General features: G+C 50.1%; 31 protein-coding genes and 1 pseudogene. 26 read left to right on the top strand and 6 right to left on the bottom strand.

Features of this window, described 5'->3' with window-relative positions:
* Positions 1–96: 96 nt before the first annotated feature.
* The 3 genes from gloA2 (at position 97) to C7U56_RS04200 (ending at position 1,689) form a co-directional block, all read left to right on the top strand.
* On the top strand, positions 97–480 hold the full coding sequence (gloA2, locus tag C7U56_RS04210) for an SMU1112c/YaeR family gloxylase I-like metalloprotein (protein ID WP_107000447.1): 384 nt from the start codon (positions 97–99) through the stop codon (positions 478–480).
* Complete coding sequence (locus C7U56_RS15875; RefSeq protein ID WP_233430176.1) at positions 481–1,254, top strand: hypothetical protein; 774 nt, start codon at positions 481–483, stop codon at positions 1,252–1,254.
* Between the two features lie 111 nt (positions 1,255–1,365).
* Complete coding sequence (locus C7U56_RS04200; protein ID WP_181357164.1) at positions 1,366–1,689, top strand: hypothetical protein; 324 nt, start codon at positions 1,366–1,368, stop codon at positions 1,687–1,689.
* A 66-nt stretch (positions 1,690–1,755) separates the two neighbouring features.
* Here C7U56_RS04200 and C7U56_RS04195 read toward each other — a convergent pair whose 3' ends face one another.
* The 6 genes from C7U56_RS04195 to C7U56_RS04170 form a co-directional block, all read right to left on the bottom strand.
* The gene (locus tag C7U56_RS04195) at positions 1,756–1,947 is read right to left on the bottom strand and encodes a DUF6219 family protein (protein WP_055247149.1); all 192 of its coding nucleotides are present in this window, start codon (positions 1,945–1,947) and stop codon (positions 1,756–1,758) included.
* A 174-nt stretch (positions 1,948–2,121) separates the two neighbouring features.
* The gene (locus C7U56_RS04190) at positions 2,122–2,574 is read right to left on the bottom strand and encodes a YolD-like family protein (protein ID WP_107000266.1); all 453 of its coding nucleotides are present in this window, start codon (positions 2,572–2,574) and stop codon (positions 2,122–2,124) included.
* Positions 2,575–2,585: 11 nt separating this feature from the next.
* Positions 2,586–4,058: a Y-family DNA polymerase gene (locus C7U56_RS04185; RefSeq protein ID WP_107000265.1), complete on the bottom strand. Its 1,473-nt coding sequence runs from the start codon at positions 4,056–4,058 to the stop codon at positions 2,586–2,588.
* A 44-nt stretch (positions 4,059–4,102) separates the two neighbouring features.
* On the bottom strand, positions 4,103–4,375 hold the full coding sequence (locus C7U56_RS04180; RefSeq protein ID WP_107000264.1) for a hypothetical protein: 273 nt from the start codon (positions 4,373–4,375) through the stop codon (positions 4,103–4,105).
* A gap of 18 nt (positions 4,376–4,393) precedes the next feature.
* Positions 4,394–5,059, bottom strand: a complete 666-nt coding sequence (locus C7U56_RS04175) for an ImmA/IrrE family metallo-endopeptidase (RefSeq protein ID WP_181357163.1) — start codon at positions 5,057–5,059, stop codon at positions 4,394–4,396.
* A gap of 27 nt (positions 5,060–5,086) precedes the next feature.
* Positions 5,087–5,581 carry a helix-turn-helix domain-containing protein gene (locus C7U56_RS04170; RefSeq protein ID WP_107000262.1) on the bottom strand — a complete coding sequence of 165 codons (495 nt, stop codon included), beginning with the start codon at positions 5,579–5,581 and terminating at the stop codon, positions 5,087–5,089.
* Positions 5,582–5,939: 358 nt separating this feature from the next.
* Between C7U56_RS04170 and C7U56_RS04165 the strand changes: the two genes are divergently transcribed.
* The 23 genes and pseudogenes from C7U56_RS04165 to metK all read left to right on the top strand — a co-directional run bounded on the left by C7U56_RS04165 (position 5,940) and on the right by metK (position 25,301).
* A complete protein-coding gene (locus C7U56_RS04165) occupies positions 5,940–6,839 on the top strand; it encodes a helix-turn-helix domain-containing protein (protein ID WP_107000261.1) in 900 nt (299 codons plus the stop codon).
* 5 nt (positions 6,840–6,844) lie between these two features.
* The gene (locus C7U56_RS04160) at positions 6,845–7,048 is read left to right on the top strand and encodes a hypothetical protein (RefSeq protein WP_055052881.1); all 204 of its coding nucleotides are present in this window, start codon (positions 6,845–6,847) and stop codon (positions 7,046–7,048) included.
* A gap of 294 nt (positions 7,049–7,342) precedes the next feature.
* Complete coding sequence (locus C7U56_RS16105; RefSeq protein ID WP_267895294.1) at positions 7,343–7,477, top strand: hypothetical protein; 135 nt, start codon at positions 7,343–7,345, stop codon at positions 7,475–7,477.
* A 519-nt stretch (positions 7,478–7,996) separates the two neighbouring features.
* Complete coding sequence (locus C7U56_RS04155; RefSeq protein ID WP_181357162.1) at positions 7,997–8,344, top strand: helix-turn-helix domain-containing protein; 348 nt, start codon at positions 7,997–7,999, stop codon at positions 8,342–8,344.
* 428 nt (positions 8,345–8,772) lie between these two features.
* The gene (locus tag C7U56_RS04150; protein ID WP_107000259.1) at positions 8,773–9,525 is read left to right on the top strand and encodes a sigma-70 family RNA polymerase sigma factor; all 753 of its coding nucleotides are present in this window, start codon (positions 8,773–8,775) and stop codon (positions 9,523–9,525) included.
* A gap of 81 nt (positions 9,526–9,606) precedes the next feature.
* Positions 9,607–10,155 (top strand): DUF7768 domain-containing protein, encoded by a 549-nt coding sequence (locus tag C7U56_RS04145; protein WP_107000258.1) that lies wholly within the window; start codon positions 9,607–9,609, stop codon positions 10,153–10,155.
* Positions 10,133–10,567 carry a hypothetical protein gene (locus C7U56_RS04140; protein WP_146143903.1) on the top strand — a complete coding sequence of 145 codons (435 nt, stop codon included), beginning with the start codon at positions 10,133–10,135 and terminating at the stop codon, positions 10,565–10,567. Before C7U56_RS04145 ends, C7U56_RS04140 begins: the two co-directional genes overlap by 23 nt.
* Positions 10,564–11,217, top strand: coding sequence for a hypothetical protein (locus C7U56_RS04135; protein ID WP_107000256.1), 654 nt, complete (start codon positions 10,564–10,566; stop codon positions 11,215–11,217). Before C7U56_RS04140 ends, C7U56_RS04135 begins: the two co-directional genes overlap by 4 nt.
* A gap of 11 nt (positions 11,218–11,228) precedes the next feature.
* Positions 11,229–12,452, top strand: a complete 1,224-nt coding sequence (locus C7U56_RS04130) for a DUF2800 domain-containing protein (RefSeq protein WP_107000255.1) — start codon at positions 11,229–11,231, stop codon at positions 12,450–12,452.
* Between the two features lie 45 nt (positions 12,453–12,497).
* On the top strand, positions 12,498–13,082 hold the full coding sequence (locus tag C7U56_RS04125; protein WP_107000254.1) for a DUF2815 family protein: 585 nt from the start codon (positions 12,498–12,500) through the stop codon (positions 13,080–13,082).
* 69 nt (positions 13,083–13,151) lie between these two features.
* Positions 13,152–15,158, top strand: a complete 2,007-nt coding sequence (locus C7U56_RS04120) for a DNA polymerase (protein ID WP_420867017.1) — start codon at positions 13,152–13,154, stop codon at positions 15,156–15,158.
* 12 nt (positions 15,159–15,170) lie between these two features.
* Positions 15,171–15,509 (top strand): hypothetical protein, encoded by a 339-nt coding sequence (locus tag C7U56_RS04115; RefSeq protein WP_107000252.1) that lies wholly within the window; start codon positions 15,171–15,173, stop codon positions 15,507–15,509.
* Positions 15,510–15,606: 97 nt separating this feature from the next.
* Complete coding sequence (locus C7U56_RS04110; RefSeq protein WP_107000251.1) at positions 15,607–16,674, top strand: DUF932 domain-containing protein; 1,068 nt, start codon at positions 15,607–15,609, stop codon at positions 16,672–16,674.
* Positions 16,675–16,683: 9 nt separating this feature from the next.
* On the top strand, positions 16,684–16,920 hold the full coding sequence (locus C7U56_RS04105) for a hypothetical protein (RefSeq protein WP_107000250.1): 237 nt from the start codon (positions 16,684–16,686) through the stop codon (positions 16,918–16,920).
* Positions 16,907–17,326, top strand: a complete 420-nt coding sequence (locus tag C7U56_RS16185) for a VRR-NUC domain-containing protein (protein WP_338108845.1) — start codon at positions 16,907–16,909, stop codon at positions 17,324–17,326. The genes C7U56_RS04105 and C7U56_RS16185 overlap by 14 nt, the downstream gene beginning before the upstream one ends.
* A pseudogene (locus C7U56_RS04095) lies at positions 17,323–18,705 on the top strand (SNF2-related protein). Before C7U56_RS16185 ends, C7U56_RS04095 begins: the two are co-directional and overlap by 4 nt.
* 8 nt (positions 18,706–18,713) lie before the next feature.
* Positions 18,714–19,412 (top strand): hypothetical protein, encoded by a 699-nt coding sequence (locus C7U56_RS04090; protein ID WP_107000249.1) that lies wholly within the window; start codon positions 18,714–18,716, stop codon positions 19,410–19,412.
* A complete protein-coding gene (locus C7U56_RS04085) occupies positions 19,409–19,720 on the top strand; it encodes a hypothetical protein (protein ID WP_107000248.1) in 312 nt (103 codons plus the stop codon). Before C7U56_RS04090 ends, C7U56_RS04085 begins: the two co-directional genes overlap by 4 nt.
* A 35-nt stretch (positions 19,721–19,755) precedes the next feature.
* The gene (locus C7U56_RS04080; protein WP_107000247.1) at positions 19,756–20,304 is read left to right on the top strand and encodes a hypothetical protein; all 549 of its coding nucleotides are present in this window, start codon (positions 19,756–19,758) and stop codon (positions 20,302–20,304) included.
* 8 nt (positions 20,305–20,312) lie between these two features.
* Positions 20,313–20,759, top strand: coding sequence for a hypothetical protein (locus C7U56_RS04075; RefSeq protein WP_107000246.1), 447 nt, complete (start codon positions 20,313–20,315; stop codon positions 20,757–20,759).
* A 210-nt stretch (positions 20,760–20,969) separates the two neighbouring features.
* Positions 20,970–21,533, top strand: coding sequence for a type II toxin-antitoxin system PemK/MazF family toxin (locus C7U56_RS04070; protein ID WP_107000245.1), 564 nt, complete (start codon positions 20,970–20,972; stop codon positions 21,531–21,533).
* Positions 21,530–23,959 carry a phage/plasmid primase, P4 family gene (locus C7U56_RS04065; RefSeq protein ID WP_107000244.1) on the top strand — a complete coding sequence of 810 codons (2,430 nt, stop codon included), beginning with the start codon at positions 21,530–21,532 and terminating at the stop codon, positions 23,957–23,959. The genes C7U56_RS04070 and C7U56_RS04065 overlap by 4 nt, the downstream gene beginning before the upstream one ends.
* A gap of 274 nt (positions 23,960–24,233) precedes the next feature.
* Complete coding sequence (metK, locus tag C7U56_RS04060; RefSeq protein ID WP_107000243.1) at positions 24,234–25,301, top strand: methionine adenosyltransferase; 1,068 nt, start codon at positions 24,234–24,236, stop codon at positions 25,299–25,301.
* The last annotated feature ends 1 nt before the right edge of the window (position 25,302 follow it).

The raw sequence follows: 25,302 nt of genomic DNA, 5'->3' as shown, positions 1-25,302 counted from the left end.
ACTCCAGAAGTTCACACGGTGTTTTTGCAGGCTTCCGTATAGTTTATAACGAAAATAAAAGAAGAACAAAAATAAAAGAAATGGAGCATGAAAAAAATGAACTTATCTAAAATACACCACATCGCGATCATCGTATCTGACTACGAAGTCGCGAAGGATTTCTATGTGAACAAGTTGGGCTTCTCTGTTATCAGAGAGAATTATCGCTCGGAGCGCAGGGATTGGAAGTTGGATCTTCGTGTCAATGAACTTACGGAACTTGAAATTTTCGCTGAGGAAAATCCTCCAAAGCGTGTGAACCGTCCGGAGGCCTGTGGCCTGCGTCACCTTGCATTTTGTGTAGACAGCGTAGAGCAGACAGTGAATGAACTGGCGGAGGTAGGCATTGAATGTGAGCCAATCCGCGTGGATGATTACACCGGCAAGAAGATGACTTTCTTCCACGACCCGGATGGACAGCCGCTGGAGCTGCATGAGTAAATGAAGAAAACAAGAAAACCAGGCGGTGGCCGGAAGAAGTTGAAGCCAGAGTACGATGCCGGGAAGAACCTGAAAGAGCAGCTGGATGCTGCTGTGGCACTTTATGATTCTGAGATGTCCTTGCAGGCCGTCGGTGAAGAACTGGGATTAAATCCAATAAAGGTACGGAAGCTGCTCATCACAGCCGGTGTGTATGAATCAGATGTGGCGGAGAAGGTACAGGATACTTTCGAGAAGTATCGAGAAACACAAGACTATAAAACCGCATTGCTATCAACCGTAGCAGCCCTTGACCTCTCCAAAGCCTCCGTCACTTCGTACCTGCCTTATCAGAAAGGTGTGTACTTCCCAAGTACTGCATCAAAAGAGAAAATCAGTGTAGGAGCAGAGCGGCAGCGGAGATACAGAGCGATGAAGCGGTGGAAGGCTGATTCGACAGAAGAAAACTTCTGGAGCGTGGTTCTGGCCTATGCTGGTGTGAAATTCAAAACCTACTCTGGGTTGCCATTCACTTACGAAATTAAAAAAGGCAAGAATGGCGAGTACACAAAAGAGCTGTGGATCGACCGCCGAGAGAAGAGCAAAAGTCTAGCGTGGAGTTCAGTGCTGCTGGCGCTGAAGAATATTAAAGGAGAAGTGGTAGACCGCCCGAAAGCTCTGGGCGATATCCGGGGCGTGACTTACATATACGGAATGTTCTACCGGTTTGGGCTGATTGATGTGCCGGACGAGATAAAGGAGAAGATGGGCCATCCGAAAGACCGCAAAAAATAGGTTGCTATGTGCAAAAGTCTACGGTAATATGTGCCGTAACTGAGGATGTGAATCTCAGTTGGGAAGGATGGTAGCATTATAGAAAAATTGAAGGAAATGCTGGAGGAGTATTTGAAGAAAACAGAGCCGGAGTATTATCCGCCTGTAGAAAATCTGCTGGATCTGATCTACGAGCATTATACAGAGAAAAACCCAGTAGAGAAAAACACAGTTGCCGGGAAGGCAGCAAAGACCAAGGAAAAGGAACTGGAAGAGTGGCTGCGTGGGCTAGATGGTATGGATAGGTTGGTAGATGATTATATCGGAGATAAAATTCCGCTCTGGGAAAAAATCATGGACCGGCAGGGGACGGTGTGCTGTGCATGGGAGAAGACCGCCTTTGAGGAAGGTCTGAAAGTCGGGATGCGGCTGATGGTGGAAGCGTATAGTTTGTGACGGAAATAAAGTGAACTCCTGGAGTTCAAAAAAAGCCCTCGCTTGTTACGGCGAGGGCGTGTGTTCTTATTTTTCAGGCTTTTCAGCTTTTTTCTTCTTCGGTGCAATTTTGTGGCCGGAGTAGATTGCCATACCCATGCAGACCAGAGAACCGCAAGCGAAATACTTGTGAGCCTGCATCAGCTTCTTGCAGCCTGTGTAGAAGCATCCTGCCATGCAGGCAAGTGCTCCGAGTGACCAATATTTATGTGCTTTCATTTTGTATGTCCTCCTTATCTTCTTTCCGTATTTTAAGCAATTCCTCTATTTCATTGTTACTCGCTAAGCGCACCGCTGACTTCTCTTTATAGGTTTGTGCTCCGCAGTCAGGGCATCGATCTGGCAGCTTCTCGGCAGAGAAGCAGTAGCGGCAGGCATCGCAAAAGTAGTAATTCAAGTCATATTCACCCCAATCTCTAATATATCTTCAAATGCAATAATGGTCGGCAGCTCTTTGCCGGTATCGTTTATAAATCCTGTGTAAATTCGCAGTTCTTTGCTTATCGCATCCACAGCATCCAGTACCCCGTCTATATCTTCATAGTAGCCATCCGTGAAATATTTAATTGTGACCTTTTGTTCCTTCCGAAGTTGGCCGATCTTTTGGCTCAGAGCTTCCTTACCTTCTTCAGACAGTTCGATTCTATTTCCTTTCAGGTGATCCCTGCCTTCAGATGCAATCTCATCCTCATAGCCTCGTAAGGCGGCAAAAGGAGAGAAGATTTTAGCGCGATTTGACATCGGCATCCGGGGATGATCGTGCGGTGGCTCCGGACGGGAAGCATGGAGTATTTTGCCATACTTACTTTGGACGGCTTTGCCTTCCGGCGTGTTCTTGTAGTCCATGTTCTCCCTCCTTACTTAGCCTTGTGGCCGCCTATCTGCTGATTTCTTTCCCTCATCGTTGCACCATCCAGATAGTTGGTTCCTTTCAGAACGGCGTTCTTGCCGAACTTCTTCTTGAGTCCTAGCATCGCATTCTGCAGCTTCTTCTCTTTTTCCAGCTTGGTCGTGTCTGTGAATAGGTCAACTTGGAAGAAGCCCTCGTCTTTGACCACACGGTTGGCGGCTATTGTGATCCGTCTTACGGTCAGTGTTTTATCGGCTATTCTCTCGAATAACTCAGTTGTGGCAGAGATCAGGATGCTTCCGAGGTTGGTTGGATTATCCAGTTTCGTACTGCCATGTGCACCCTTCGGAACGGTGCGGCCGTAGTGATCGATGTGTACCGGACCGTGATATTTTCCGCTGTCACAGTTTTCCCGGTCATAGCCCACATCCAACGTCAGGCTATCCGTAACCAGTCCTTTATCTGTTAATTGCAATACTAAGCTGTCAGCCATCTCCATGACAATGATTCTGGCTTTGTCATATGGGTAAGGGCAGGAGAGAACCTGTCCTTCGGAGATACTATTAGTGCTGGGTTTGTAGGCTTTGATTTCTTTCATGCCGCAGGGTTCCAGACCCCAAGCATGATCAATCAGCAGTTCAGCATCAACGCCGAATTCCTTATATAAGATATCCTGATTGACGGTGCTGAAATAGGCCAGTTCGCCCATCGTATGGATGCCGTGTTTTTCTAGTCGCTTGACGGTGCCGGGGCCAGTCATCCAGAAGTCTGTGAGTGGTTTGTGATCCCAGAGGAGATAACGGAAACTCTCTTCATCCAGCTCAGCGATGCGAACACCGTCCTTGTCCGGTGCAGCATGTTTGGCGGTGATGTCCATTGCCAGCTTCGCCAGATACAGATTCGTACCAATCCCGGCGGTGGCTGTAATGCCAGTTGTATACAGCACTTCCCGGATCATTGTCATGGCAAGGTCGTGTGCTGTCATGTTGTAGTGGGATAAGTACGAGGTGGCATCGATGAACACCTCGTCGATGGAATATACCACGATGTCCTCCGGGGCAATGTATTTCAGATAGATGCCAAAAATCTGTCGCGACACCTTTTCATAGTATGCCATCCGGGGTGGTGCAACGAGGTAAGAGAGTTCGAGTGATGGGTCGGTGGCAAGGGATAAGGAATCATAGGAGGCCGAGGAAAAGGATGGTTTACCGTCCTTATACACAGCTTTTCTTAATCGTACCACTTCCCTTAACCGATTCGTATTGACCTCTTTGACCTTCTGCACGACCTCGAACAGTCTGGCGCGACCCGGAATGCCATAGGCTTTCAGGGAAGGAGACACAGAGAGACAGATAGTTTTCTCAGTGCGGGAGGAATCTGCCACGACCAGATTTGTGGTAAGCGGGTCGAGGTGGCGAGCGGCGCATTCCGCACTCGCGTAATAGCTTTTAAGATCTATCGCAAGATATGTGCGTTGCATCGTGCAATTTCCTCCTTTCTGACTGTGTTCTCATAATAATGCTTTTAATGTCCGGTTCTCTCGACAAACCATCGGCCTAATCGTCCGTTGAAGCGTGAGTCGAGGTGTTCAAAGAATAGGTGCTTCTCCTGCCCCTGGATGAGTACAGTAAAGCAGTCACCAGAGTAACCGTTATCGGCAGTCCCAGCAGGGCGGAAGTCACGCACTGTTTCGATTGGGAAGGTACGTCCATCCGACCATGTGATTGATGTCGGCTGCATATAGCCTGTAGAATCAAAGTCGGAGGATACCTTTACATAGACTCGTTCTTTTGTCATAAGCAGTCACCTCCATGTTTAATCGTAACATTTAGAGCAATTCTTCATGGAATCCTTCAGAAAATTGCTCTGAAGCTCTGGCACAGCAGGAAGCTGGTAGCCTTTTGCGGTAAGAATGTTCAGTTTAAAATCAACAAAGTTTTTTTCGATTCCAGCCATCTGTGCAATCTCCTCAATGGTGGCGAATCCTGTATGCGTGTATTGAAAGTCCTGCAGCAGCTCGTGGTATTTCAAGGCACGGTATGTGCTAGAGCAGTGGGTTGGCAGAGAAGCCTCCATTTGAAGCCTGTCGGCGTTGAATTCATAGAAGCCGATTGGTTTCAGTACATCATCATCTGACAATAGCAGTTCAGCAGCAAACGTATTTGCCCTGCGCTCTGCTTTTGCGTTGCTGAGACTATAAAAATATGTATCCTGGAAAGCTTGACCGGATGCCGCATGTTTCCGGTCGAAAATGGAATGCCCAAGTTCGTGAGCCAGTGCGGATCTGCGTTGTTGCTTTGAGCAGTTTGGATTGATGCCGATGTATTCGCAATTTAGAAGTACTGTATAAAATCCAAGGAGCTCTTCGCAGAACCGGATGTCTTTAATTTTAATGGCGCGCTGGGCAATGATAGCTTCCGGGTCATTGCTCTTATATCGGCGGCTTACAGCGTCGGCGGCAGTAATAGCAAAGTTGTCCAACAGCGACTCCTTTCCTCTGTAAGTCGATTACAGATATTTTTTAGGAGTAAACTTTTTTGCCTCTTCTTTTGCATCAAGGAAGAGAGCTTCCATTTCCTTAATGAAATTAGCCTGATCTTCTTCGGACAGCTCGCCGCCTGCAAAAAGGGCAGAGGTCTGTTCTTTTATTTTCTTTGCCTGAGCTACACCGCGGGAGCCATACTTCTTACGGACGTCAGCGTAGAATTGGTCATCGCTGAGTTCCTTCTGGAAGGTGGCATCATCCATAAAGTAGTCGGTCGTGACACCAAGAGCAGCGGCAATCTTCTGGATTGCGTCCACGCTTGGTTCGCGCTCGCCGGCTTCGATATAGCGGATGGCACGATCAGACATAGATGCTCGTCTGGAGAGCTCGGCCATGCTCATACCTTGTGCGGATCGCAGAGCTTTGATCTTCTCGCCATTGGTCGCATTCGGTGTAAGTGCAGTGGCTGCTTCAGCCCGGACATCCTGAGTGTCTAGTAAGTTCGTATCTTTTTTCATGTCATGCCTCCATGTGGGATATTTTGCTGCTTTTTGCCGGAAGGGAAAGTTGCCGGTGAGAAGCAGCAATTTTTTGTAAAGCCTACTTGACAAGGAACAACTGTTCCTATATACTAAGAACAACAGTTCGTGAACTTCTGTTCCTATGATACAATAAGAAGTTGTAGAAGTCAAGAGGGAAATGAACTTCTGTTCCTTTTTATTATGGTATGGGATGTAACTGTGGATGTAACATGGACTTACTAAAACGTAACTACGAGTTTGGTAACGCAACAAAAGCAATAAGATAAAATCATTGCGTAATATTGACAAGTATGCAATAAAGTGCTACTATATAAACAGAGGAGGTGTGACACCGATGGGAAGAAAGAAGATAACGAATCTTTTTCCTGATTACATTCGGACGGGAAAGGCCGACCTAGAAGTGCTGAGTCAGTTGGTTCTGAGTGCAAAGGGAGAACGGTCGATGAATGACTTTGCGAATGAGTGCGGGGTAAACACATCGACGATTTCCCGTATTATTAATATGAAGAACACAACGGCTTGTTCTGATGAGGTGCTGGTGGCGATATCAAAGGCTGCAGATCCGAACAGTGGGGTCACACTGGAGAAACTGTTGGCGGCAAACGGAATGGTGAAACTTGTTCCTGCTGGAACAGAAGGAGCCGTTGTATCTCCATCTCAGATTGTTTTTGGATTGGCGGATATCGCAGAAGAGCAGAATATTGAGCCAGATCCCAATTCATCAAATATGTTCTTACGGAATGCAGCGAAGACGCTTACCGGATATATGTTAGAGCAAACTTACAGGGAAACGCTGCAGAACGCGTTCCTTATGAACGGCTATTTTGTAGAATTGGTTTCCTACGAAAATATGATCTGGCCAAGAACCAAACAGTACAGGGCTGATTTTGCAATTCGGACAAATGCTCTTTTAGAAGAAGGCATTGATACATGGCTGTTTGAGTGTAAATCTTATACAGCGGGAATCGGAAGGGGTACGATTGGCAAGATGAATCAGCTGTTTGCGATGGCATATATGGAGAGTCCTCGTGAGCATGGCATTAAGGTTTCAGTAGTAGTAAACCATGTAGCTATGATTGAACAGGCGAGAGAGTATTATGCTGGCTGCAAAATAAGGGATTATTTTTCCTTTATTTTAATCGACCCGGTGAACCGATGTGTGAAAGATGAATTTTGCATTCCGCGAATCGATGGAACAGAGAAGTCAGTGTTTAATGTACAAGATGGGAGATGAGGATATTGATTTCAAAATGTGGAATTTATACGTCGCAAGGAAAGCGGGTGCTCCTTGCAACCCGTGCGGTTGTAAATGGTCGTAAGGCTGTTGCTTATGTGAAGAACGGGCAATTGCAGGGGTATGAGTACCTGGATGATTTTAATGAGCAATGTTATTCTGGTCCATACATGACCTTTGAAGATAAAAAGGAACAGCTCAGGATGTGACTGCTCCCGGTAACCGCTTGACTCATCGCAGGACGTGTGAGCCAGCCTGATTGAATTTACACCTGCCTGCAGGTGCTGCCCGGATATGCTGGAAAGCATAGTGTGCGTGGTAAGCCGAGGTAGACTTTAGATGACCTTAGTTTAGGTTGTCTTGGGTCTGCCTCGGCTTTTTTGTTATCTGAGTTTACAAGAGCGATGCCGTGAGCATCTTTACATCACGCAGACGTCTAAAAAATATGAAATACTGGGTTATTACTTAGTAGTGGAAATCCAGCTTGGTGGGAGTGGCACTGATTGCTTACATGGTGGATTTCCGTGTCAGGAATTTCAAAAAGAATGACCATTGGTGTTGGTTCTTCTGTTGTGAATGCACTGTTTGAAAAAGGCGTGGGGTATAAACGTAAAGGCGATAAAATTGTTAAGGAGTGATAAAAAAGAAGTCTGATTTTTAGTGCATTTGCACCAAAAAAGTTATTAAAATTCGACATATCCACCTGTCGATTTTTGGACACTTTTGGTTGTCGATTATTGGTGTCGGGTGTATACTATAAGAGCGTTCAACGGAACTACAGCAATTGGTAGAAAATACCTGCTGTTTGACCTGAAAGCCACTTAGTATACATAACTGAACTGAGATTTCCCCCATAAGTGGCAGGAAACTATACCAATAACGAAAGCAAATACATAGATAGGAAAATACATAGTATGAAGATTTTGATTTTAATTAGAAGCGTAATCAGCGCAAACAATTTCATAGGAGGCCGAAGTACGGGGTTGCTCAGGAAGAAATCGTAGATTTTAATCTGACTTGTTGTCGACACCCTTTTTCAGAAGGATTGGGTCGGAGCATTCCAGAGACTGTGTACTTTGAGTAGCATCTGAGTACATAGTCACAGGGATGCCCCGGCCTTTTTTGCTGTTTATGCTTTGGAAAAGGGGGTGTCAGGCGTGGTCGATATTCACAGTGATGAGTATATTATTGGTCAGAATATCAGAAAATATCGTAAACAGAAAGGCTGGTCACAAAAAGACCTCAGCGATGCTGTGGACATTGACCGCGCCAATATTTCCGGAATTGAAAACGGTGAACGTGGTGTGATAAATTGCGTGATGCTGAAGCGGTTTGCCAGAGCCCTCGGTGTGTCGATGGATACACTGATGGACGAAGAAGATGAGCCTCCTTGTGCAGACACATCCATTCAGGAAAAATACGATATGCTGAACCCCATGCATCAGGAGATGGTGAGAGAAAGCATCGACTGCTATCTGCTTAAAGAGCGGAAAGTGGCAATTTGAAGATCGTACAGTACAAATCAAGCTGTGCGGTCTTTTTTTATGCCCATAATGTCGTGAATTCAAAAATGTATCAAATTTGACCCCAAAGTGTGTCAAGTCTGAAATCTGCAAGAGACCGTCATTTTGTTATCATATAGTCAGTTCAAGGGACAAGCCCACAGAACCACAGAGTATGAATCTGTCGGCACTCTCTCGGACAAATAAAAATATCGTAAGCCCGATTCTAGAGCAGGCGAAGGATACCATAGCAGAACCTCACAGTACAGCGATTTATTTGCTGGTGCTGGAGGTATGCGAATGGGATTACTCTACCTATCTCTGGAATCGGGCTTTTTGTGTTTCACAGCCTTGCCAGATGGTTTGGTGCCTCATCTGCATCCTGCTTCGGTATCTTTCCCTCCCAGAAGTCCGGGGGAAAGGACAGAAAAATGATGAACATGATGACTGGAGCAGTAGCAATCAATGGTGGCGTAGGCGTGATGGAGATCTGCCAGCCGAAAATGGTTGACCAGATTGTGGAGAATGCGGCGCAGGCAGTCGACCAGACGGCTTTGAACGTACACATTACCCTGCATGAACTGAAAGAGCGTGTGGAACTGGTATTGGAGAAGAAAATCCCAGGTTACAAGCAGCTTATGGCAATGCATCCGGTTGCAGTCGCAAGGGCAATGGTGAATGGCGCAGTCGTTACTGCCTATGAAAATGGCTATGCAGTGTACGAGGCAGATGGTGCTCATACGGTGCTGGATGTGAATCGCTGTGGGGATTACCGCTATGATTTCACAGATGGCACCTATCAGGTGGTTCCAGCAGAGGTGTTTGAGGAAGCAGAGTGGTCTGTGCGGTTGGTTATGGAGGGTGAGCGTCGCCTGGAAAATAATCGCAACAAAATCAGCCGTGACTATGAAGAATTTGCTTTGGTTTGCGATGGTTCTGACTGGACGGATGCTGCCATGATCGACTTCATGGAAAAAGAAAACGCTGAAATATTGGCAGATGAGGAACTGCGGAAGCTGTATGCAGCCATGAGTAAGCTGACCGAGCGGCAGACAGAGGTGATTCAGCTTTACTTCTATAAAGGTATGACGCTGCAGGAGATTGCAGAGGAGTTGGGGATGTCAAAGCCTGCTGTTCATTATTCGATGCAGGGTGCTCTCAAAAAAATCCGAAAAAGTTTTTGATGAACTACTTAACTTTTGGTCGAAAATCGTGCGCTTTATGAGAGGACCACTTCTCAAGTACATCGACAGGAGGAAAAACCTATGAAAGCAGAACGCATGAATATGGCGAATGCAACCGCCAAGATAGGAGGTTCTAAGGAGGCTCGTCCGCCCGGCGGGTTCCCGCTGGCATCGGCACCGAAGAAGATTTTTATCTGCTCGCCGTACCGACCGACAGCAAATGACCCGCCGTGCAGGAAGACACAGATGGAGGCAAACATCCAGAGGGCAAAGACCGCCTGCAGGATTCTGGCCACAATGGGAGTCCTGCCACTGGCTCCGCATCTGTATTTTACTCAGTTCTTAAAGGATGAGGACGCACAGGAGCGTGCGACAGGAATCCGATTCGGAATGGAGTGGCTGGAAGCAGCTGATGAAGTGTGGGTGTTCGGCGAAACCATATCCGAGGGGATGGCGGCGGAGATCAAAAGAGCACATGAGCTGAAGAAGCCTGTTTGCAACCTCCCGGAGCCGGGACGCATGGTCGAACTGCTTTTGAAGAGACTTTCCGAGCAGTATCACATACCAATGGAAGATAAAACGAAAGAGCAGCAGGAAGCTGCAGAAAGTGAGAAAGACAATGGAGAATAAGAATGAGAAGAGCATGACTCTGGAGGAAATGATCAGCGAGATGCTGAAGGACGCCAAGGTGGTAAAGGTTCCGCTTCCTGCCAGGGCAGAGGAAAAAACGGAAACTCAGGAGCAGGATAAGCCGATGCCGGCACGCCCGTCTGGTGTTCCGTTCCTTTCGCTCAGCATCAAGAACCTGCACCTCCACATGGATGAGCGTATGACCTCGTACAACTACGGTTTCGGACAGGAGCCGGATGCTGAAGCAGATGACCCGGTAGAGGACATCGACTTCGATGAGATGCTGGCTCACATCCACAAGGAAACCGGTCTGTGCGAGAAGGTCATTCTGGCAGTCCTGAAGGCACAGGCCGATTATCTGGATGACCTGTGGGGGGATGAGGAAGAAACCGGAGAGGAGGCAAACGCATGATGGACGAACTGAATGCTTTGAACGCTCCGAAAAAAGTCGTGGACGGTCTGGTCGAGGTCTTTGACGGTCTGGCGCAGATGTTTGCCGGCGTATCCGAGCAGCTGGATATGCTGGCGGCAAATGCAAAGACGGAGGATGAACTGGAGCTTCCGGTGGCAGAGCAGCCAGTACTGCCCGTAACAGAAAAGAAAGGCCCGGCGGTTTCGCATCCCCGTAAGAAGCCGGTCAAGAAAACCAAAAAGGTGGAAGAGACGGTTACTTCGGCCATCGAGGAAACCGCAGAGGTGCCTGTGGTAGAAGACCCTGACGAGGCGGAGAAAGCAGTGAACTCCGAGAGTTCAGAAACCGCAGAGAGTGAGCATCCGGTGGATGATGCGGATGCGCTGCCGTGGGAAGAAGATACCGGCCAAAAAGAAGTACCGTCCGATAAAACCACGGACAAGGACACACCTGCTGCCAAGGAGGAAACACAGTCTGCAGTGACGATCACCAAGGACGAGATCACGGCGGTCATTGTCGCCAAGATCAAGAAGAAGCGTGATAACAACGAGAAGATCGGTCAGCTTCTGAAGACCTACGGTGTGGCCCAGCTGTCTGACCTGCTTGCAGAGAAGTACGAAGCATTTCTGGCAGATGTCTCCCAGATTTAAGGGAGGTCATCATGCCGGAAGTACATGCAATCCTTTCTGCTTCCAGCTCTAAGAGGTGGCTGAACTGTACACCATCTGCAAGGCTGGAGCAGAACTTTCCAAATGAATCCTCGGTGTACGCCGAGGAGGGAACTGCTGCCCATGAGCTGGGCGAATACAAGCTGCGGAAATATCTGCATGAACGGGTGAAGCGTCCAACCTCCGAGTACGAGGATGAGGAGATGGAAGCGAACACCGATATCTATGCGGAGTTCATCATTTCCACAGTGGAGCGCATCAAGGAGACCTGTCCGCATCCGCTGGTCATGGTGGAGGAGCGGCTGGATTACAGCTACCTGGTTCCATCTGGCTTTGGTACCGGCGACTGCGTGATCATCGCAGACGGTACGCTTTATGTCATGGACTACAAGAACGGCAAGGGAGTGTTCGTAAACTGTGACCATAATCCGCAGATGATGCTGTACGCCCTAGGTGCTTACCACGCCTACGGATATCTGTACAGTATCAAAAAGGTGTCCATGACCATTATCCAGCCGAGACTGGAAAATATCTCAACGTTTGAATGCAGTGTGGAGGAACTGCTGGACTGGGCAGAGACCTATGTCAGACCGAGGGCAAAGCTGGCCTTTGAAGGAAAAGGCGAGCAGGTTCCCGGGGACTGGTGCCGGTTCTGCCGTGCCAGAACTTCCTGTAAAGCCTGTGCCGATGAAGCTATGGCTCTGGTGAAAGAAGAATTTCTGGATCTGGATGCCGGTGTGCTGGAGGATGAAACCGAGGAAACGGATGCGACAGCATCCTTTGATCCGGACATTTCGGTGCCGACCTTTAAATCCCCGGCCCTGCTTTCAAAGACAGACATTGAGAAGATGCTGCCGACCCTGAACCGTATCGAGTCCTGGATCGAAGCCATCTTTGCCTATGTCAGTTCGGAGGCCATCAATCATGGTGTCAGCTGGGATGGGTATAAGGTGGTCGAGGGTAGGAGCAAGAGGCAGTTCCTTGATACGAAATCGGTGGTGGCTGCTGCAGAGAAGGCCGGATACACCGATATTTATAAGACGGAGCTGATCTCTCTGACAGCCTTTGAAAAGCTTATGGGGAAGAAAAAGTTCCAGGAGATTCTGGGAGAGTATGTGGTCAAGCCGCCCGGTAAGCTGGCACTTGTCCCGGATTCGGACCCCAGAGAAGCAGTCGATCTGCAGACTGCGGAAGATGAATTTGCTGTCCTCGATTGAGGGCAGCAGCAATACACAAAAACAGATTGATGGAGGATTTTTATTATGGCTAACAAGATTTCCAGTGCAACTAAGGTCGTGATTCCGTGCCGTATCTCTTTCGCAAACATTTTTGAAGCAAAGAGCATCAACGGCGGTGAGGCCAAGTATTCCGTTTCCTGTCTGATCCCGAAGGAGGATAAGAAGACCCTGCTGGCGATCCACAAGGCAGTGGAGGCCGCCAAGGAGGATGGCAAGACCCGTAAGTGGGGCGGTAAGATCCCGCCGAACCTGAAGCTGCCTCTGCGTGACGGCGACATCGACCGCCCGGACGATGAGAACTACCAGGAGCATTTCTTTGTGAATGCCTCCAGCAAGGATGCACCGCAGGTCGTGGACCGTCATGTCCAGCCTGTGACAGACCCGATGATGGTCTACTCCGGCTGCTACTGCAATGTCAGCGTGAACTTCTACGCTTTTAACGCCAACGGCAACCGCGGTGTGGCTGCTGGTTTGGGGAACGTGCAGTTTGTCAAGGATGGTGACCGTCTGTCCGGCAAGGCATCAGCAGAGTCTGATTTTGACGCGCTGGACGATGAGGATGTTCTGGGCGGCGATGCCGGTGAGGAACTGCCGGATTACCTTCGCTAAGAGAAACACAGATAAGTAACCGTGCCGGGGGATGCCAGGGTGTCCTCCGGCTTTTTACATCGAATAGAGGTGAGATATTTGAAAGAAACGCTGATCGATATTGAGACCTACAGCGAGGTGGATATCGGAAAATGCGGCCTGTACCGTTATGCCACAGATCCAAGCTTTGAGATCCTGCTGGTTGCCTGGGCGACCGATGAAGGGGATGGTTTTGGCGAGACCAGGTGTGCAGACCTTGCATCGGGAGAACCGCTCCCCAAAGAGCTGCTGGAGGATTTCCAGTCCGGCAATGTGCGCCTGATTGCCCACAATGCTTCCTTTGAGCGGGTCTGTTTTTCTGTGCATCTGCAAAGACATCTGCCGGGACAGTATCTGAAACCCGGAGAGTTCCTTTCGCCGGACAGCTGGATCTGCACGATGGTTATGGCGGCATCGCTGACTCTGCCAATGGCCCTAAAGGATGTTGGCATTGTGTTGAAGACCAGCCAGCAGAAAGACAAGGAAGGCGAGCGGCTGATCAAGCTGTTTTCCATGCCCTGTAAGCCAACGAAGAGTAATGGGATGCGTACCCGGAATCTTCCGGAGCATTACCCTGCTGACTGGGAGAAGTTTAAGTATTACTGCATTCAGGATGTCAACACCGAGGTGGACATTTATAAGCGGCTGAAGAAATTCCCGATGCCGGAGCAGGAGTGGAAGCATTACCGGGTCAATGAGCGTATCAATGACCGGGGCGTAAAGATCGACACGGAGTTGGTGCAGCAGGCCATTGCCTGTGACCTGCTGCTCTCGGACGCTATGAGTAAGAAAGCCTACGAACTGACCGGGCTTGAGAATCCAAACTCTGTGTCACAGCTGAAGTCATGGCTGGATGAGCGCGGCATTCCGATGGACACGCTCGGAAAAAAGGATGTAGCACAGATGATCGATGAACTGGACAAGAACGGAGTGGATGCTGAGGCAATGGACATGCTGAAGCTCCGACTTCAGATGGCGAAAAGTTCTGTGAAGAAATACCAGGCGGCAGAACGCTGTGTCTGTTCAGATGGAAGAGCCAGAGGGCTGTTCCAGTTCTATGGAGCCAGCCGCACAGGTCGGTATTCCGGCCGGAATATCCAGTTGCAGAATCTGCCACAGAACCATATTTCCACGCTGAATGAGGCGAGGGAACTGGTGAAGCTGGGGTGCTTTGATATGGTCGAGACCATCTATGGCAATACCCCGGATGTGCTTTCCCAACTGATCCGAACCATGCTGATCCCAAGAGAGGGCTGTGAGTTCATCGTGGCCGACTTCTCCGCCATCGAAGCCCGTGTGCTTGCATGGGAAGCCGGGGAGGACTGGCGGCTGGAAGCCTTTCTGGAAGGAAAGGACATCTACTGTGCCTCTGCCAGCCAGATGTTCCATGTGCCGGTGGTGAAGCACGGCATCAACGGGGAACTTCGGCAGAAAGGAAAGGTGGCAGAGCTGGCCTGCGGCTATGGCGGTTCTTCCGGCGCACTCATCAGCATGGGTGCTCTGCAGATGGGTCTGAAAGAAGAGGAACTGCCGGAGATCATCGATTCCTGGCGGGAAGCCAATCCGAAGATCGTCCAGTATTGGTGGGATGTGGAAAAGGCGGCAACGCAGGCGTTTAAAACCGGAAAGCGACAGGAGATCGGTAAGCTGGCGTTTGAGTTTTATTCCGGTACGCTCTGGATGCTGCTTCCTTCTGGAAGAAAGCTGGCGTATCTGAAGCCGAGACTGCAGCCGAACCGCTTCGGTCGCATGAGCCTGACCTATGAAGGAGTGGGGCAGAACCACAAATGGGCCAGACAGGAAACCTACTCCGGCCGTCTGGTGGAGAATGCGACACAGGCGATTGCACGTGACATTCTGGCAGAAGCAATGGCCCGGATGGAAGGCTATGGCCTGAATATCGTAGGTCATGTTCACGATGAAGTCATCATCGAAGCACCCAAGGATCGGTACACGGTGGATGAGGTCTGCAAGCTGATGTCCGTTAACCCGGAGTGGTGCAAGGATCTTCCTCTGAATGCTGCCGGATATAAGGGCAGCTACTACTTCAAGGATTAAAGGGGGAGCAAGATGCCTCATGTTCTGAAAATGAAGGACGGAAAACTTCTGATACCCTTTGGCATCCGGGATCTGCTGGATGCGGTGCAGGACTATGCCGGAGAGGAACTTCGCCGGGAGATTGAGGAGTACATCGAAACCAATGTGCAGGATATCGATGATTACGAAAATGAGTACGAACGCATGGAACAGGAGAATGAACGCCTGGCTGACCATCAGCGGTCCGTGCTCTGTAACATCCGGGAAGAGTTGGACGCTCTGGACACACTCCTGCAGGATACCCGGCTGAACCGCAGACGTATGCAGGGAGCCGTCCGAATCATCCGGCAGATGATCAACCGGGAATTATAAGCACTTGCAGTTATAAAAACACGGCGTTTTTGTCGGAAGGACACGGACGCATAAACGGGCGTATAAATATGCGCCGCAGGATAGAAAGGAAAAATTTATGAAAACAGGCAGAAATTTGCAGGAAGTCCTGGTCGAACTGAACCGTCAGAATCAGGCAAAGCAGGATTTTATCAGCCCGGCGCAGGGGATGCACCTCCGGGAAGATGGACACACCTTTGAGATTAACCACCTGACCACGAATCAGCAGGAGGTGTTCGGCACTACTTCGCTGTTCCATCGGCAGGTGGCATCGGCACTGGGCATCCCGGCCAAATACTATGATCTCATGCAGGCACAGAAGCCGGAGCTGCTGGCAGAGAACGTGAACAGCTGGTTTGCGGACAAGCCCGGCTCTTACATGGTCCGCTCGATGGATTACGGTGCCGGACAGGTAGCCCGTGCGCTGCTGTCGGAACGTTATCGCCGTATCGACAACATGGAGATTGCCACAGCTGTCCTGCCACTGTTTGCAGGCAATGATCAGTACGAGGTCATGTCCTGTGAGGTGACGGAAAACCGTCTGTACCTCAAGGTGGTCAATCACCGTCTGGAGATGGAAGTCCGTAAAGGCGATATCGTCCAGGCCGGTGTGATGATCTCCAACTCCGAGGTTGGTCTGGGAGCTGTGTCCATTCAGCCTTTGGTATATCGTCTCGTCTGCACCAACGGTATGGTGGTGAATGACATGGGCGAACGCCGTCATCATGTGGGCCGGCAGGCAAAAGCAGTGGAGGACAGCTTTGCCCTGTATTCGGATGAGACGATGGAAGCAGAGGACAAGGCATTCCTGCTGAAACTCCGCGATACCACGATGGCTGCCATTGATGAGGCTCGCTTTTCCCAGGTGGTCGGCCGTCTGCAGGAATCTATGGCAGTGCCGATCACCGGCAGGATACAGGATGTGGTGCAGCTGACTGCCCAGAGCTATGGCATCAATGCCGAGGAACAGGAAGGTATCCTCAAGTACCTCATTGAAGGCGGAGACCTTTCTCTGTACGGTCTGTCCAATGCGGTGACCCGTGCATCGCAGGATGTTGTTTCTTACGACCGTGCCACCGCACTGGAAGGCATCGGCTGGCAGGTCGCCACGATGGAGCCGCAGCAGTGGAAGCAGATCAATCAGTGAGGTGACGGTATGGAAGATGTCATTCACTGGATCACAGAACACAAAGAAGAAGGATCTCTGAACAGGAAAGTCAGCCACAGCCACCCGGACCCGACCGCCAATGAAGCCATCGGCAATGTGGTTCGGGAAGAGCGCAGGAAGAAGCACCAGAAAAGGAAACACCCGAAAAGGGAATGCCAGGAAAAGAAACGTCCACGCATCGGTGTCTGGCGGGCAGAGGAGGCGAAGCCGGATGAGGGAGAATGAAGTCGAAAAGCAGTTTGTGGAAGCAGTCAGGGCCGCCGGTGGGCAGGCCCTTAAATTCACCAGTCAGAGCATGAACGGTGTGCCGGATCGACTGGTTTTGCTGCTCGGCGGCAAGTGTGCGTTTGTGGAACTGAAAGCTCCCGGCAAGCAGATGCGTATCCTTCAGAGAAAACGCAGACTGCAGCTGGAGGCACTGGGCTTCCCGGTATTCTGCGTAGACCGCCCGGAACAGATTCAGCCTGCTATCCATGCGTTGCTTCGCTGGAAACCGGGCGAGCCTATCCCCCAGGGAATCGGTGCAAAGATCCCGGAGATGCCGGAAGTTAGGCTGCCGCAGGGAAATACACAAAGCGAGGAGCTGCAAACACGGGCACAGGATGCCGGGGAGGAGGTGATGCCCAAATGAAGTTCATTCCACATGATTATCAGAGCTACTGTACGGAGTATATCAAAACACACCCGGTCGCAGCCCTTTTTCTGGATATGGGCTTGGGTTAAGGAAAGACCGTTATCACATTGACGGCCATCAAAGACCTTATGCTGGAGACCTTCGAGGTCAGCAAGGTCCTGATCATTGCGCCGCTGCGTGTGGCCCGTGATACATGGCCGGCAGAGATCGAAAAGTGGGATCATCTGCAAGGCCTGGATATTTCTGTCATCGTAGGTGATACAAAGACCCGCATTGCAGCACTCCACCATCCGGCGATGATCTATGTCATCAACCGTGAAAATATCAAATGGCTGGTGGAGTATTATGAGAAAAACGGAATGCGCTGGGATTTTGGCATGGTCGTGATCGATGAGCTGTCATCGTTCAAAAACTACCAGTCCCAGCGTTTTAAATTCCTGCGGAAAGTCCGCCCGTATGTGAAACGATGGGTCGGATTGACCGGCACCCCTTCTTCCAATGGTCTCATGGATCTTTGGGCGGAGATCGGGATTCTGGATGGCGGGGAGCGGCTTGGCAAATTCATCGGCCGGTACAGGGAGGCTTATTTCAAGGCTTCTTCCATGAATCCTTCCACGGGTGTTGTGTTCCAATACAAGCCCAGAGAAGGAGCAGAGGAGCTGATCTACCAGCGGATCTCGGATATCACAATTTCTATGAAAGCACTGGATTACCTCCATATGCCGGACTGTATTCCAAGCCGGTATGAGGTGGAGATGAGTGCACCGGAGCGGGAACTCTACGATATGCTTCGGAAGGACCTGCTGATTCCGCTGAAAGATGGTGACATAGATGCTGCCAATGCCGCATCACTGACAGGAAAGCTGTTGCAGATGAGCAATGGCGCTGTCTACGATGAGAACGGAAAAGCCCGCATCATCCATGACCATAAGCTGGAGGCGTTGGAAGACCTGATCGAAGCGGCCAACGGGCAGCCTGTTCTGGTGGCGTACTGGTTCAAGCATGACCGCCAGCGCATCATGGAGCATTTGGCAAAGCAAAAGATTCCGGTACGGGATATCAAGAGCAGCACCGACATCAGGGACTGGAATGCCGGGAACATCCCGGTTGCCCTGATTCACCCGGCATCGGCCGGACATGGTTTGAACATCCAGCAAGGCGGACACATCCTGATCTGGTTTGGATTGACATGGAGCTTGGAATTGTATCAGCAGACCAATGCCAGACTCTGGCGGCAGGGGCAGACGGATGTGGTCACCATCCACCATATCATCACCAAGGACACGGTGGACGAGGATGTCATGGCGGCTTTGGAGCAGAAGGACATGACACAGGAAAAACTGATCTCAGCGGTCAAGGCACAGCTGGGGAGATAGGAGAGAATATGAAAAAGTATCTGTTTTTGAATGCAGAGGACCGCCGTCCGGCAGAGGAGAGCGATTATCGTTATAAAAAGTCCAAGCCGGTAACGGCAATGAAAGCCAAAAGAGATGAGGAGGGATTCTTCATCCCCTGGGCAATGTTTCGGCCGATTGGCGAAAAGGGACTTCTTTGTGAGCTCTTTGGTGCGAACCCGATCCGCAGGGCAGCAGACCTGCGGATGAACCGTGATCTTCTCATGAAGGAAGCCTATGAGCATGAAGTGGAACTTCTGATGTGCCATATCCGGGCAAGTGAGCTCTGGATGCAGCAGGAATTCTGTAAGGAAGAACAGGCTATGGAACTGTATCAGAAATCCAAGATCCAGAATATGCCCAAGCTCACCCCGGATGGGAAACGAAAGATCCTGTTGGATGCAGTCACGTGGAAATACAACTGTGTCCAGCAGTACAAAAAGATCTGTTTTCAGTTCGCAGAGGCGGTCATTGCAAGGGATAAGAGCCAGAATCTGGGGAACACGAACCGGGAGCACTTTATCGAACAGTTCATCAAGAAAGCAAATGAACTGCCGGAAGCAAACCGCCGTTTGCTGGATCTTTTATATGAGACTGCGTGGCACACGATCTATGTTTTCAAGTACGGAACTGCTCCGGAGAAGGTGCCGGCACCCTGGTATGACAGGATGGGAGGCGTTGAAAAATGAGCAGAGTAAGAAGTGCTGCAAAAGTTGCTGTCAGTGAAAATACTGCCTGCTATGAGAACCTGGCAAACGCCATCATCCTGCAGGCGGTCAAGGATTATAAGCGGGCACTTCACCGGCTGGGTGCCAATCCAAAGAACCGGGATGCGATGCACGAGAAAGAAAGATTGGAACGATTCTTTCACTCTCCGTGGTATGAGGCGCTTACAGATCTGGATGCAGACCGCCTGATCGAAGGGGTGCAGGAGCGGGTGCTTCAGGAAGCAGCCAAGCGGCGAAAGAAGAAAGCCACCGGGAAAGCGTCCGGATAAAAACCAATTGAATCGGTCAGAAAGGAGGACGAACTATGGATGAGGAAAAGAATGTGGCAACTGTCACAAAGCCTGAACAGGTGGATTGTCTGGAGCTGGTCAAAAAACTGGCCGATTCCTACCGATGTTTGATCCGCAGGCGGGAACTGCTCCGACAGCAGTATGAAGAATCGAAGTCGTGGTTTTACACGAAGGAAGAGATCGTTTACAAGTTGTCGCAGGGTGCACATGAGGAATCCGAACGGGTGCAGACGAGCGGCTTGTCGAACCCAGTGGAACGCACGGTCCTTAATTGCGATAAGGTGCTGTCATCCATGAACCGGGAAGTACAGACACAGCGTACCGAGCAGTTTCTGGAGCCTTACTATGAGGTTTGTGAGCAGATCGAACTCTTTGAGATCGGGCTTCGCAGTCTGCGCGGCCAGACCCGGCTTGTGGCGGAGCAGTTGTTTGTGGATGGGAAGAAGCAGTCGGAGATTACGGGGGCGGAAGGGAAATTGCTGACCCGGAGAACGGTAGTCCGGGAGAAAGAAAATGCCCTTATTGGAATGGCCGACACAATTGGCCGCTATCAGAGGAGGTGATACGGAATATGAAACAGGAAACAGAAGAGGATATGTTGGATTTTGCAAAAGAAGTCTGCCAGAAATACAGCAGGGTAAAAATGCTGGCGGAGGAAACACAAATGCAGTGGAGGCAGGATCTTGAAATGGCTGCGGATTCTAAATATCCGGGTGAAAAGGAAATGTATGACCGGCAGGCAGAAGAAAGCCTTGCAAGGTATACAGCTCTAAGAGAGTGGCTTAAGCTGGCTGATGCAGCGGCGTTTCGGATCAAAGACAGTAAGGCGCAGATCGTTGTGAGACAGCACTGTCTGGATCGGATTCCGCTGAAAGCGGTTGAATTTGAGAACGGGAAGCACATGGGAAAAACAGCCGTCTTTTATCATAAAAAAATCGGGCTGCAGCAGTTTTCAGAAGAGCTTTTCTCCAGCAAGGCGCAGATGCGGCAGCTGGAAAAAAAGTTCTGCAAAAACTGAACTTTACGAACGGAAACGAACCGTTTTTGAACTTTTCCTTCTTAACTGTACATCGGTTTTTTGCTATACTTTAAACTAGGAAAATAGGAAAACAAAGGCATAAAGATACTGGAAAGCATCCGGTGTTTTTATGCCTTTTTACATTTACGACCGCTATGAGGATTCCATCTTCGGCGGCCTTTTTGCTATCAAACTGGAGGTGAGATCCCAATGGGGAGAAAGAAAAAGAATGCCCGGTCAGCAGCACATGGACGGAAAATCCATGTTAATAAATACATCAATCAGCGAGGGAAGACCAAGAAAAGGGCAGTAGTCTCCTGTCAGCCGGCACCTAATAGAGTGCCGATTCAGGAGATGCCGCTTACCAGATGGCCGGTACCAAAGATACCGAAGCAGTATGAAATCTGGTTTGCAGAACTGGGGAATCATTATGGTACTTCGGTGCAGAGCGGAAACCGCCCGGTGCTGGTTATCAGCAACGATATGGCAAACCGCAATTCTCCGATTATCACGGTGATTCCGATGAGTTCCAAGCTGAAGAAGCTGGAGCTGCCGGTACACATTCCGGTCACCGGGAGAGACTGCGAAATGCTCCGGGATGAGGGACTGGAAGAATCCATTCTGCTGGTGGAGCAGATCACGACCATTGACAAGATGGTCCTGTGCAACCGGCTCTGCCGTGTGACCTCGGCCAAGAAAAAGCAGGAGATCGAAGCTGCTGTTAAAAAGCAGTTTGCGATGCAGGCTTGCATGGGAAGGGAGGCGCAGGCATGATGGACATCAAGAACATTCCGGGCAAGCTGAAAACGACCTGCAGCTTCTGTGTCTGGAAGTTTGAAAAGCGCAATGGCCAGAAGACCAAGATGCCATTTAACCCGGCAACGGGGGAACGGGCAAGGATCAATGACCTGCGTACATTCTCAGATTTCAAGAATACCCTTGTCACTTATGCAATGGGCGGCTATGACGGTATCGGTATTGCTGTTGGCAACGGAATCGGAGCTTTTGATATCGACCATTGTATCCGGGAGGACGGTACGCTGAACGATACGGCGGATACCGTCCTTTCCATCTTTTCTACGGCTTACGTGGAAAAATCTCCATCCGGGAAAGGATTGCGAGGTTTCTTTTGTGTGCCGGAAGACTACGTCTACGACAAGACGGTCTACTACATCAACAACCGTAGCAAGGGTCTGGAAGTGTATATGCCCGGTGCGACAAACCGCTTCGTCACCGTAACGGGAGATGTTTACCGCACAGGTGAGATCCCGAACGATGAAACGGCAATGACAACACTGCTGGACACGCTGATGAAGCGAAACAAGCAGGTGCAGCAGACACATTTCCAGCACCATTCGTACCTGGATGATGAGGCTGTCATCGCACACGCCAACGAAGCCAGCAACTCGGAGAAGTTCAAAAAACTCTTTGCCGGTGACTGGGAAGACCTCTACGGCAGCCAGTCGGATGCAGATATGGCATTGCTGTCTATTCTGGCATTCTGGTGTGGCTGTGATGAGGAGCAGATGGACCGTATCTTCCGTACTTCCGGTCTGATGCGTGACAAGTGGGACCGCAAGCAGGCTGGTTCAACTTATGGTGCAATCTCTATCCGCAATACGGTCAATACCTGTGCGGCCATCTATATGCCGGTCAACGCACAGGATATTGTGGATGAAGAGTTTTCCAAGCTGGATGAGGATGACTATATCGAATTCCAGCCGGATCTTACCAAGATCACGATCACGCTGGAAGAAATGGCACCGCACACAAATTCCCGGTATGGCCGAAATGAGATCGGCATGGGCAATATGTTTGCGGATTATTTCAAGCAGATCGCCCGGTACAACAGTGAGCGTAAAGGCTGGTATGTCTATGACGGCTCTGTCTGGCGGCCGGACAAAGGCAATCTCAAGGTATCGGAACTGGCAAAGCTGCTGGCTGACAAGCTGTATGTGTTTGCTTTGACGATCACCGAAGAGGATGCCAGGAAGCGGTTCATCGACCGTGTCCGAAAACTGCAGCTGCGTAAGAATCGGGAAACAATGCTAAGAGATGCCATGTCCGTGTATCCGATCTCCATGCAGGCATTTGACAGGAACAAGTATTTCTTCAACTGCAAAAATGGAACGTTGGATATGAGGACACTGGAATTCAGGGAACATCGGCCGGAGGATTATCTCACAATGGAATCCGGTATTACCTATGACCCGGATGCAGACTGTCCACGCTGGCACTCGTTTATCAAGGAGGTCATGTGTGGAGATGCAGATCTGGCAGACTTCCTTCAGCGTTCTTTGGGATACGCCCTGACAGGAGATACCTCGCAGGAGTGTATGTTTATCCTTTACGGTGCCACTTCCCGAAACGGCAAAGGCACTGCAATGGAAACCTTCCTGAAGATCATGGGCGACTATGGAAAGACATCGAATCCGGATATGCTGGCAGCTAAATTCCGTGGTGGGAACACAGGCGGACCTTCGGAAGAAGTGGCTCGTCTGGTCGGCTCCAGATTTGTAAATATCTCTGAGCCGGAGAAGAAGATCACATTTAATGCAGCTCTCGTAAAAAGAATGACCGGCAACGATACCATCAACGCCCGATTCCTAAATGAGAACAGCTTTGATTTTGTGCCGGTGTTCAAGATTTTTATCAATACGAACTACCTGCCTAATGTCAATGATATGACCTTGTTCCAATCCGGCCGACTGAAGATCATCCCGTTTAACCGTCACTTTGAAGAGGGAGAACAGGACCAGGGGCTGAAGGGGCAGTTTGCGAAGCCAGAGAACCTGTCAGGTATTTTTAACTGGTGTCTGGAAGGGTACAAAAAGTTCTGCCAGCGGGGTTTGGAACTTCCGCAGGCTGTCACGAAAGCCACGGAAGATTACAAGGATGATTCTGATTGGATCGGGCAGTTCATTGAGGCGTGGCTTGAAAAAGAGGATGGGTCGGAACTTCGGACGGCAGCAGCATACCAGCTGTACACAAAGTGGTGTGAGGAGAACGGGTATTCCTCAGAGAATCAGAAGAACTTTAAAAATGCTATCGGCGTGCATTTCAAAGTGGTCCGAAAGCGCCCCAAAGGCGGTGGCGGACAGACTACGCTGATCATGGACTGCAAGTTCAAGGAAGTAGAAGCTGGAGCGGAAGACCTGACGGTACAGGATGCATATAAGCCAAAGGACAGTCTTTTGTGACCTATTTTGTCTGATTTTGGGTGCTTTGTAGCATGTAGCTGGTTTGTAGCCGAGATTTCATAACCTTTTTTATTATTACTTTCTTTTATAGCTTTCTTATATAAAATTCAGCTACATGGTTGCTACATGCTACATGAGTTGAGAAGAAGAAAGGGAAGTAAGAGAATGAACGGAAACCATGAACAGAGACAGGGCAGGCAGTCTTTGTGGGAGCCTATTTGTGGGCAAGGGCAAAAACGGCCTGCTTTGTGATACATGAAAGAGAGGACAGAACATGAGTAAGATTATCACCTGTGAACAGGTCAGCAATGGCCATCCCGATAAGATCTGTGACCAGATTGCAGATGCCATTGCGACCGACATTCTTCAGCATGACAGGAACGCCCGTGTGGCGATTGAGTGTCTGCTGAAAAAGAGTCAGCTCTTTATTGCCGGCGAGGTCACCACCGATTACCGGCCAAACTATCAGCAGATTGTCCACGATGTGTTCAACCGCATCGGTGCTGAAAAGCTGGGCTGGAACTTGACCGAGCTTCTTCGCATCGGCATTCTGGTGGACAAGCAGTCCCCGGATATTGCACTGGGTGTGGATAAGGGCGGTGCCGGTGACCAGGGAATCATGTATGGCTACGCCACCAACGAGACGGCAGAGCAGATGCCGATCCCGTATATGGTCGCTACCAAGTTCCTGCAACTGCTGAAGAACCATCCGTCTAAGATGTTCCGTGCAGATGCCAAGGCACAGGTCAGCTACGATTACGACACCGGTCGTATCACCACCTTCCTCTGTTCCGTGCAGCATAGCCCGGATGTGGAGGTCAGCGACTTCCGGCACATCATCGAATCCATGATGGTATTGGCCGCCTGCGAATACGGTCTGGACGGTGACTTTACGAAGCTCGTCAATCCGACCGGTCGTTTCGTGCTGGGCGGCAGCTACGCCGACTGTGGTGTAACTGGCCGAAAGCTGGCGTGCGATACCTACGGCGGTATCGGTCGCATGGGTGGTGGCGCTCTGAGCGGTAAAGATCCCACCAAGGTAGACCGTTCCGCAGCATACATGGCGAGGAAGATTGCCAAGGACATCGTGCAGGCGGGCTACGCTGACAAGTGCGAAGTCCAGCTGGCTTACGCTATCGGCGTGGTGCAGCCGGTGGGGGTGTCGGTGGAGTGCTTCGGTACGGAACACCAGTCCATTGACTTCATCGAAGCCTATGTCCATGACAGCTACGATCTGACCCCGCAGGGGATCATCCAGCGTCTGGGACTGCTGGATGTAGACTACAACAAGGTCAGTGCTTACGGTCACTTCGGTAAGGCTGGTCTTCCGTGGGAGGACTGAC

Origin of the sequence: Clostridium fessum, assembly GCF_003024715.1 — a bacterium.
Classification (GTDB): domain Bacteria; phylum Bacillota; class Clostridia; order Lachnospirales; family Lachnospiraceae; genus Otoolea; species Otoolea fessa.
The sequence above is the reverse complement of the archived record's forward strand: the minus strand, read 5'-3'. Positions and strand labels throughout refer to the sequence as shown.

Excerpts from the sequence above, each read along its gene's own strand:
- gloA2 (WP_107000447.1), top strand. The coding sequence starts at position 97 with ATGAACTTATCTAAAATACACCACATCGCGATCATCGTATCTGACTAC.
- C7U56_RS15875 (WP_233430176.1), top strand. The coding sequence starts at position 481 with ATGAAGAAAACAAGAAAACCAGGCGGTGGCCGGAAGAAGTTGAAGCCA.
- C7U56_RS04195 (WP_055247149.1), bottom strand. The coding sequence starts at position 1,947 with ATGAAAGCACATAAATATTGGTCACTCGGAGCACTTGCCTGCATGGCA.
- C7U56_RS04190 (WP_107000266.1), bottom strand. The coding sequence starts at position 2,574 with ATGGACTACAAGAACACGCCGGAAGGCAAAGCCGTCCAAAGTAAGTAT.
- C7U56_RS04185 (WP_107000265.1), bottom strand. The coding sequence starts at position 4,058 with ATGCAACGCACATATCTTGCGATAGATCTTAAAAGCTATTACGCGAGT.
- C7U56_RS04180 (WP_107000264.1), bottom strand. The coding sequence starts at position 4,375 with ATGACAAAAGAACGAGTCTATGTAAAGGTATCCTCCGACTTTGATTCT.
- C7U56_RS04170 (WP_107000262.1), bottom strand. The coding sequence starts at position 5,581 with ATGAAAAAAGATACGAACTTACTAGACACTCAGGATGTCCGGGCTGAA.
- C7U56_RS04165 (WP_107000261.1), top strand. The coding sequence starts at position 5,940 with ATGGGAAGAAAGAAGATAACGAATCTTTTTCCTGATTACATTCGGACG.
- C7U56_RS04150 (WP_107000259.1), top strand. The coding sequence starts at position 8,773 with ATGATGAACATGATGACTGGAGCAGTAGCAATCAATGGTGGCGTAGGC.
- C7U56_RS04145 (WP_107000258.1), top strand. The coding sequence starts at position 9,607 with ATGAAAGCAGAACGCATGAATATGGCGAATGCAACCGCCAAGATAGGA.
- C7U56_RS04135 (WP_107000256.1), top strand. The coding sequence starts at position 10,564 with ATGATGGACGAACTGAATGCTTTGAACGCTCCGAAAAAAGTCGTGGAC.
- C7U56_RS04130 (WP_107000255.1), top strand. The coding sequence starts at position 11,229 with ATGCCGGAAGTACATGCAATCCTTTCTGCTTCCAGCTCTAAGAGGTGG.
- C7U56_RS04125 (WP_107000254.1), top strand. The coding sequence starts at position 12,498 with ATGGCTAACAAGATTTCCAGTGCAACTAAGGTCGTGATTCCGTGCCGT.
- C7U56_RS04115 (WP_107000252.1), top strand. The coding sequence starts at position 15,171 with ATGCCTCATGTTCTGAAAATGAAGGACGGAAAACTTCTGATACCCTTT.
- C7U56_RS04110 (WP_107000251.1), top strand. The coding sequence starts at position 15,607 with ATGAAAACAGGCAGAAATTTGCAGGAAGTCCTGGTCGAACTGAACCGT.
- C7U56_RS04105 (WP_107000250.1), top strand. The coding sequence starts at position 16,684 with ATGGAAGATGTCATTCACTGGATCACAGAACACAAAGAAGAAGGATCT.
- C7U56_RS16185 (WP_338108845.1), top strand. The coding sequence starts at position 16,907 with ATGAGGGAGAATGAAGTCGAAAAGCAGTTTGTGGAAGCAGTCAGGGCC.
- C7U56_RS04090 (WP_107000249.1), top strand. The coding sequence starts at position 18,714 with ATGAAAAAGTATCTGTTTTTGAATGCAGAGGACCGCCGTCCGGCAGAG.
- C7U56_RS04085 (WP_107000248.1), top strand. The coding sequence starts at position 19,409 with ATGAGCAGAGTAAGAAGTGCTGCAAAAGTTGCTGTCAGTGAAAATACT.
- C7U56_RS04080 (WP_107000247.1), top strand. The coding sequence starts at position 19,756 with ATGGATGAGGAAAAGAATGTGGCAACTGTCACAAAGCCTGAACAGGTG.
- C7U56_RS04075 (WP_107000246.1), top strand. The coding sequence starts at position 20,313 with ATGAAACAGGAAACAGAAGAGGATATGTTGGATTTTGCAAAAGAAGTC.
- C7U56_RS04070 (WP_107000245.1), top strand. The coding sequence starts at position 20,970 with ATGGGGAGAAAGAAAAAGAATGCCCGGTCAGCAGCACATGGACGGAAA.
- C7U56_RS04065 (WP_107000244.1), top strand. The coding sequence starts at position 21,530 with ATGATGGACATCAAGAACATTCCGGGCAAGCTGAAAACGACCTGCAGC.
- metK (WP_107000243.1), top strand. The coding sequence starts at position 24,234 with ATGAGTAAGATTATCACCTGTGAACAGGTCAGCAATGGCCATCCCGAT.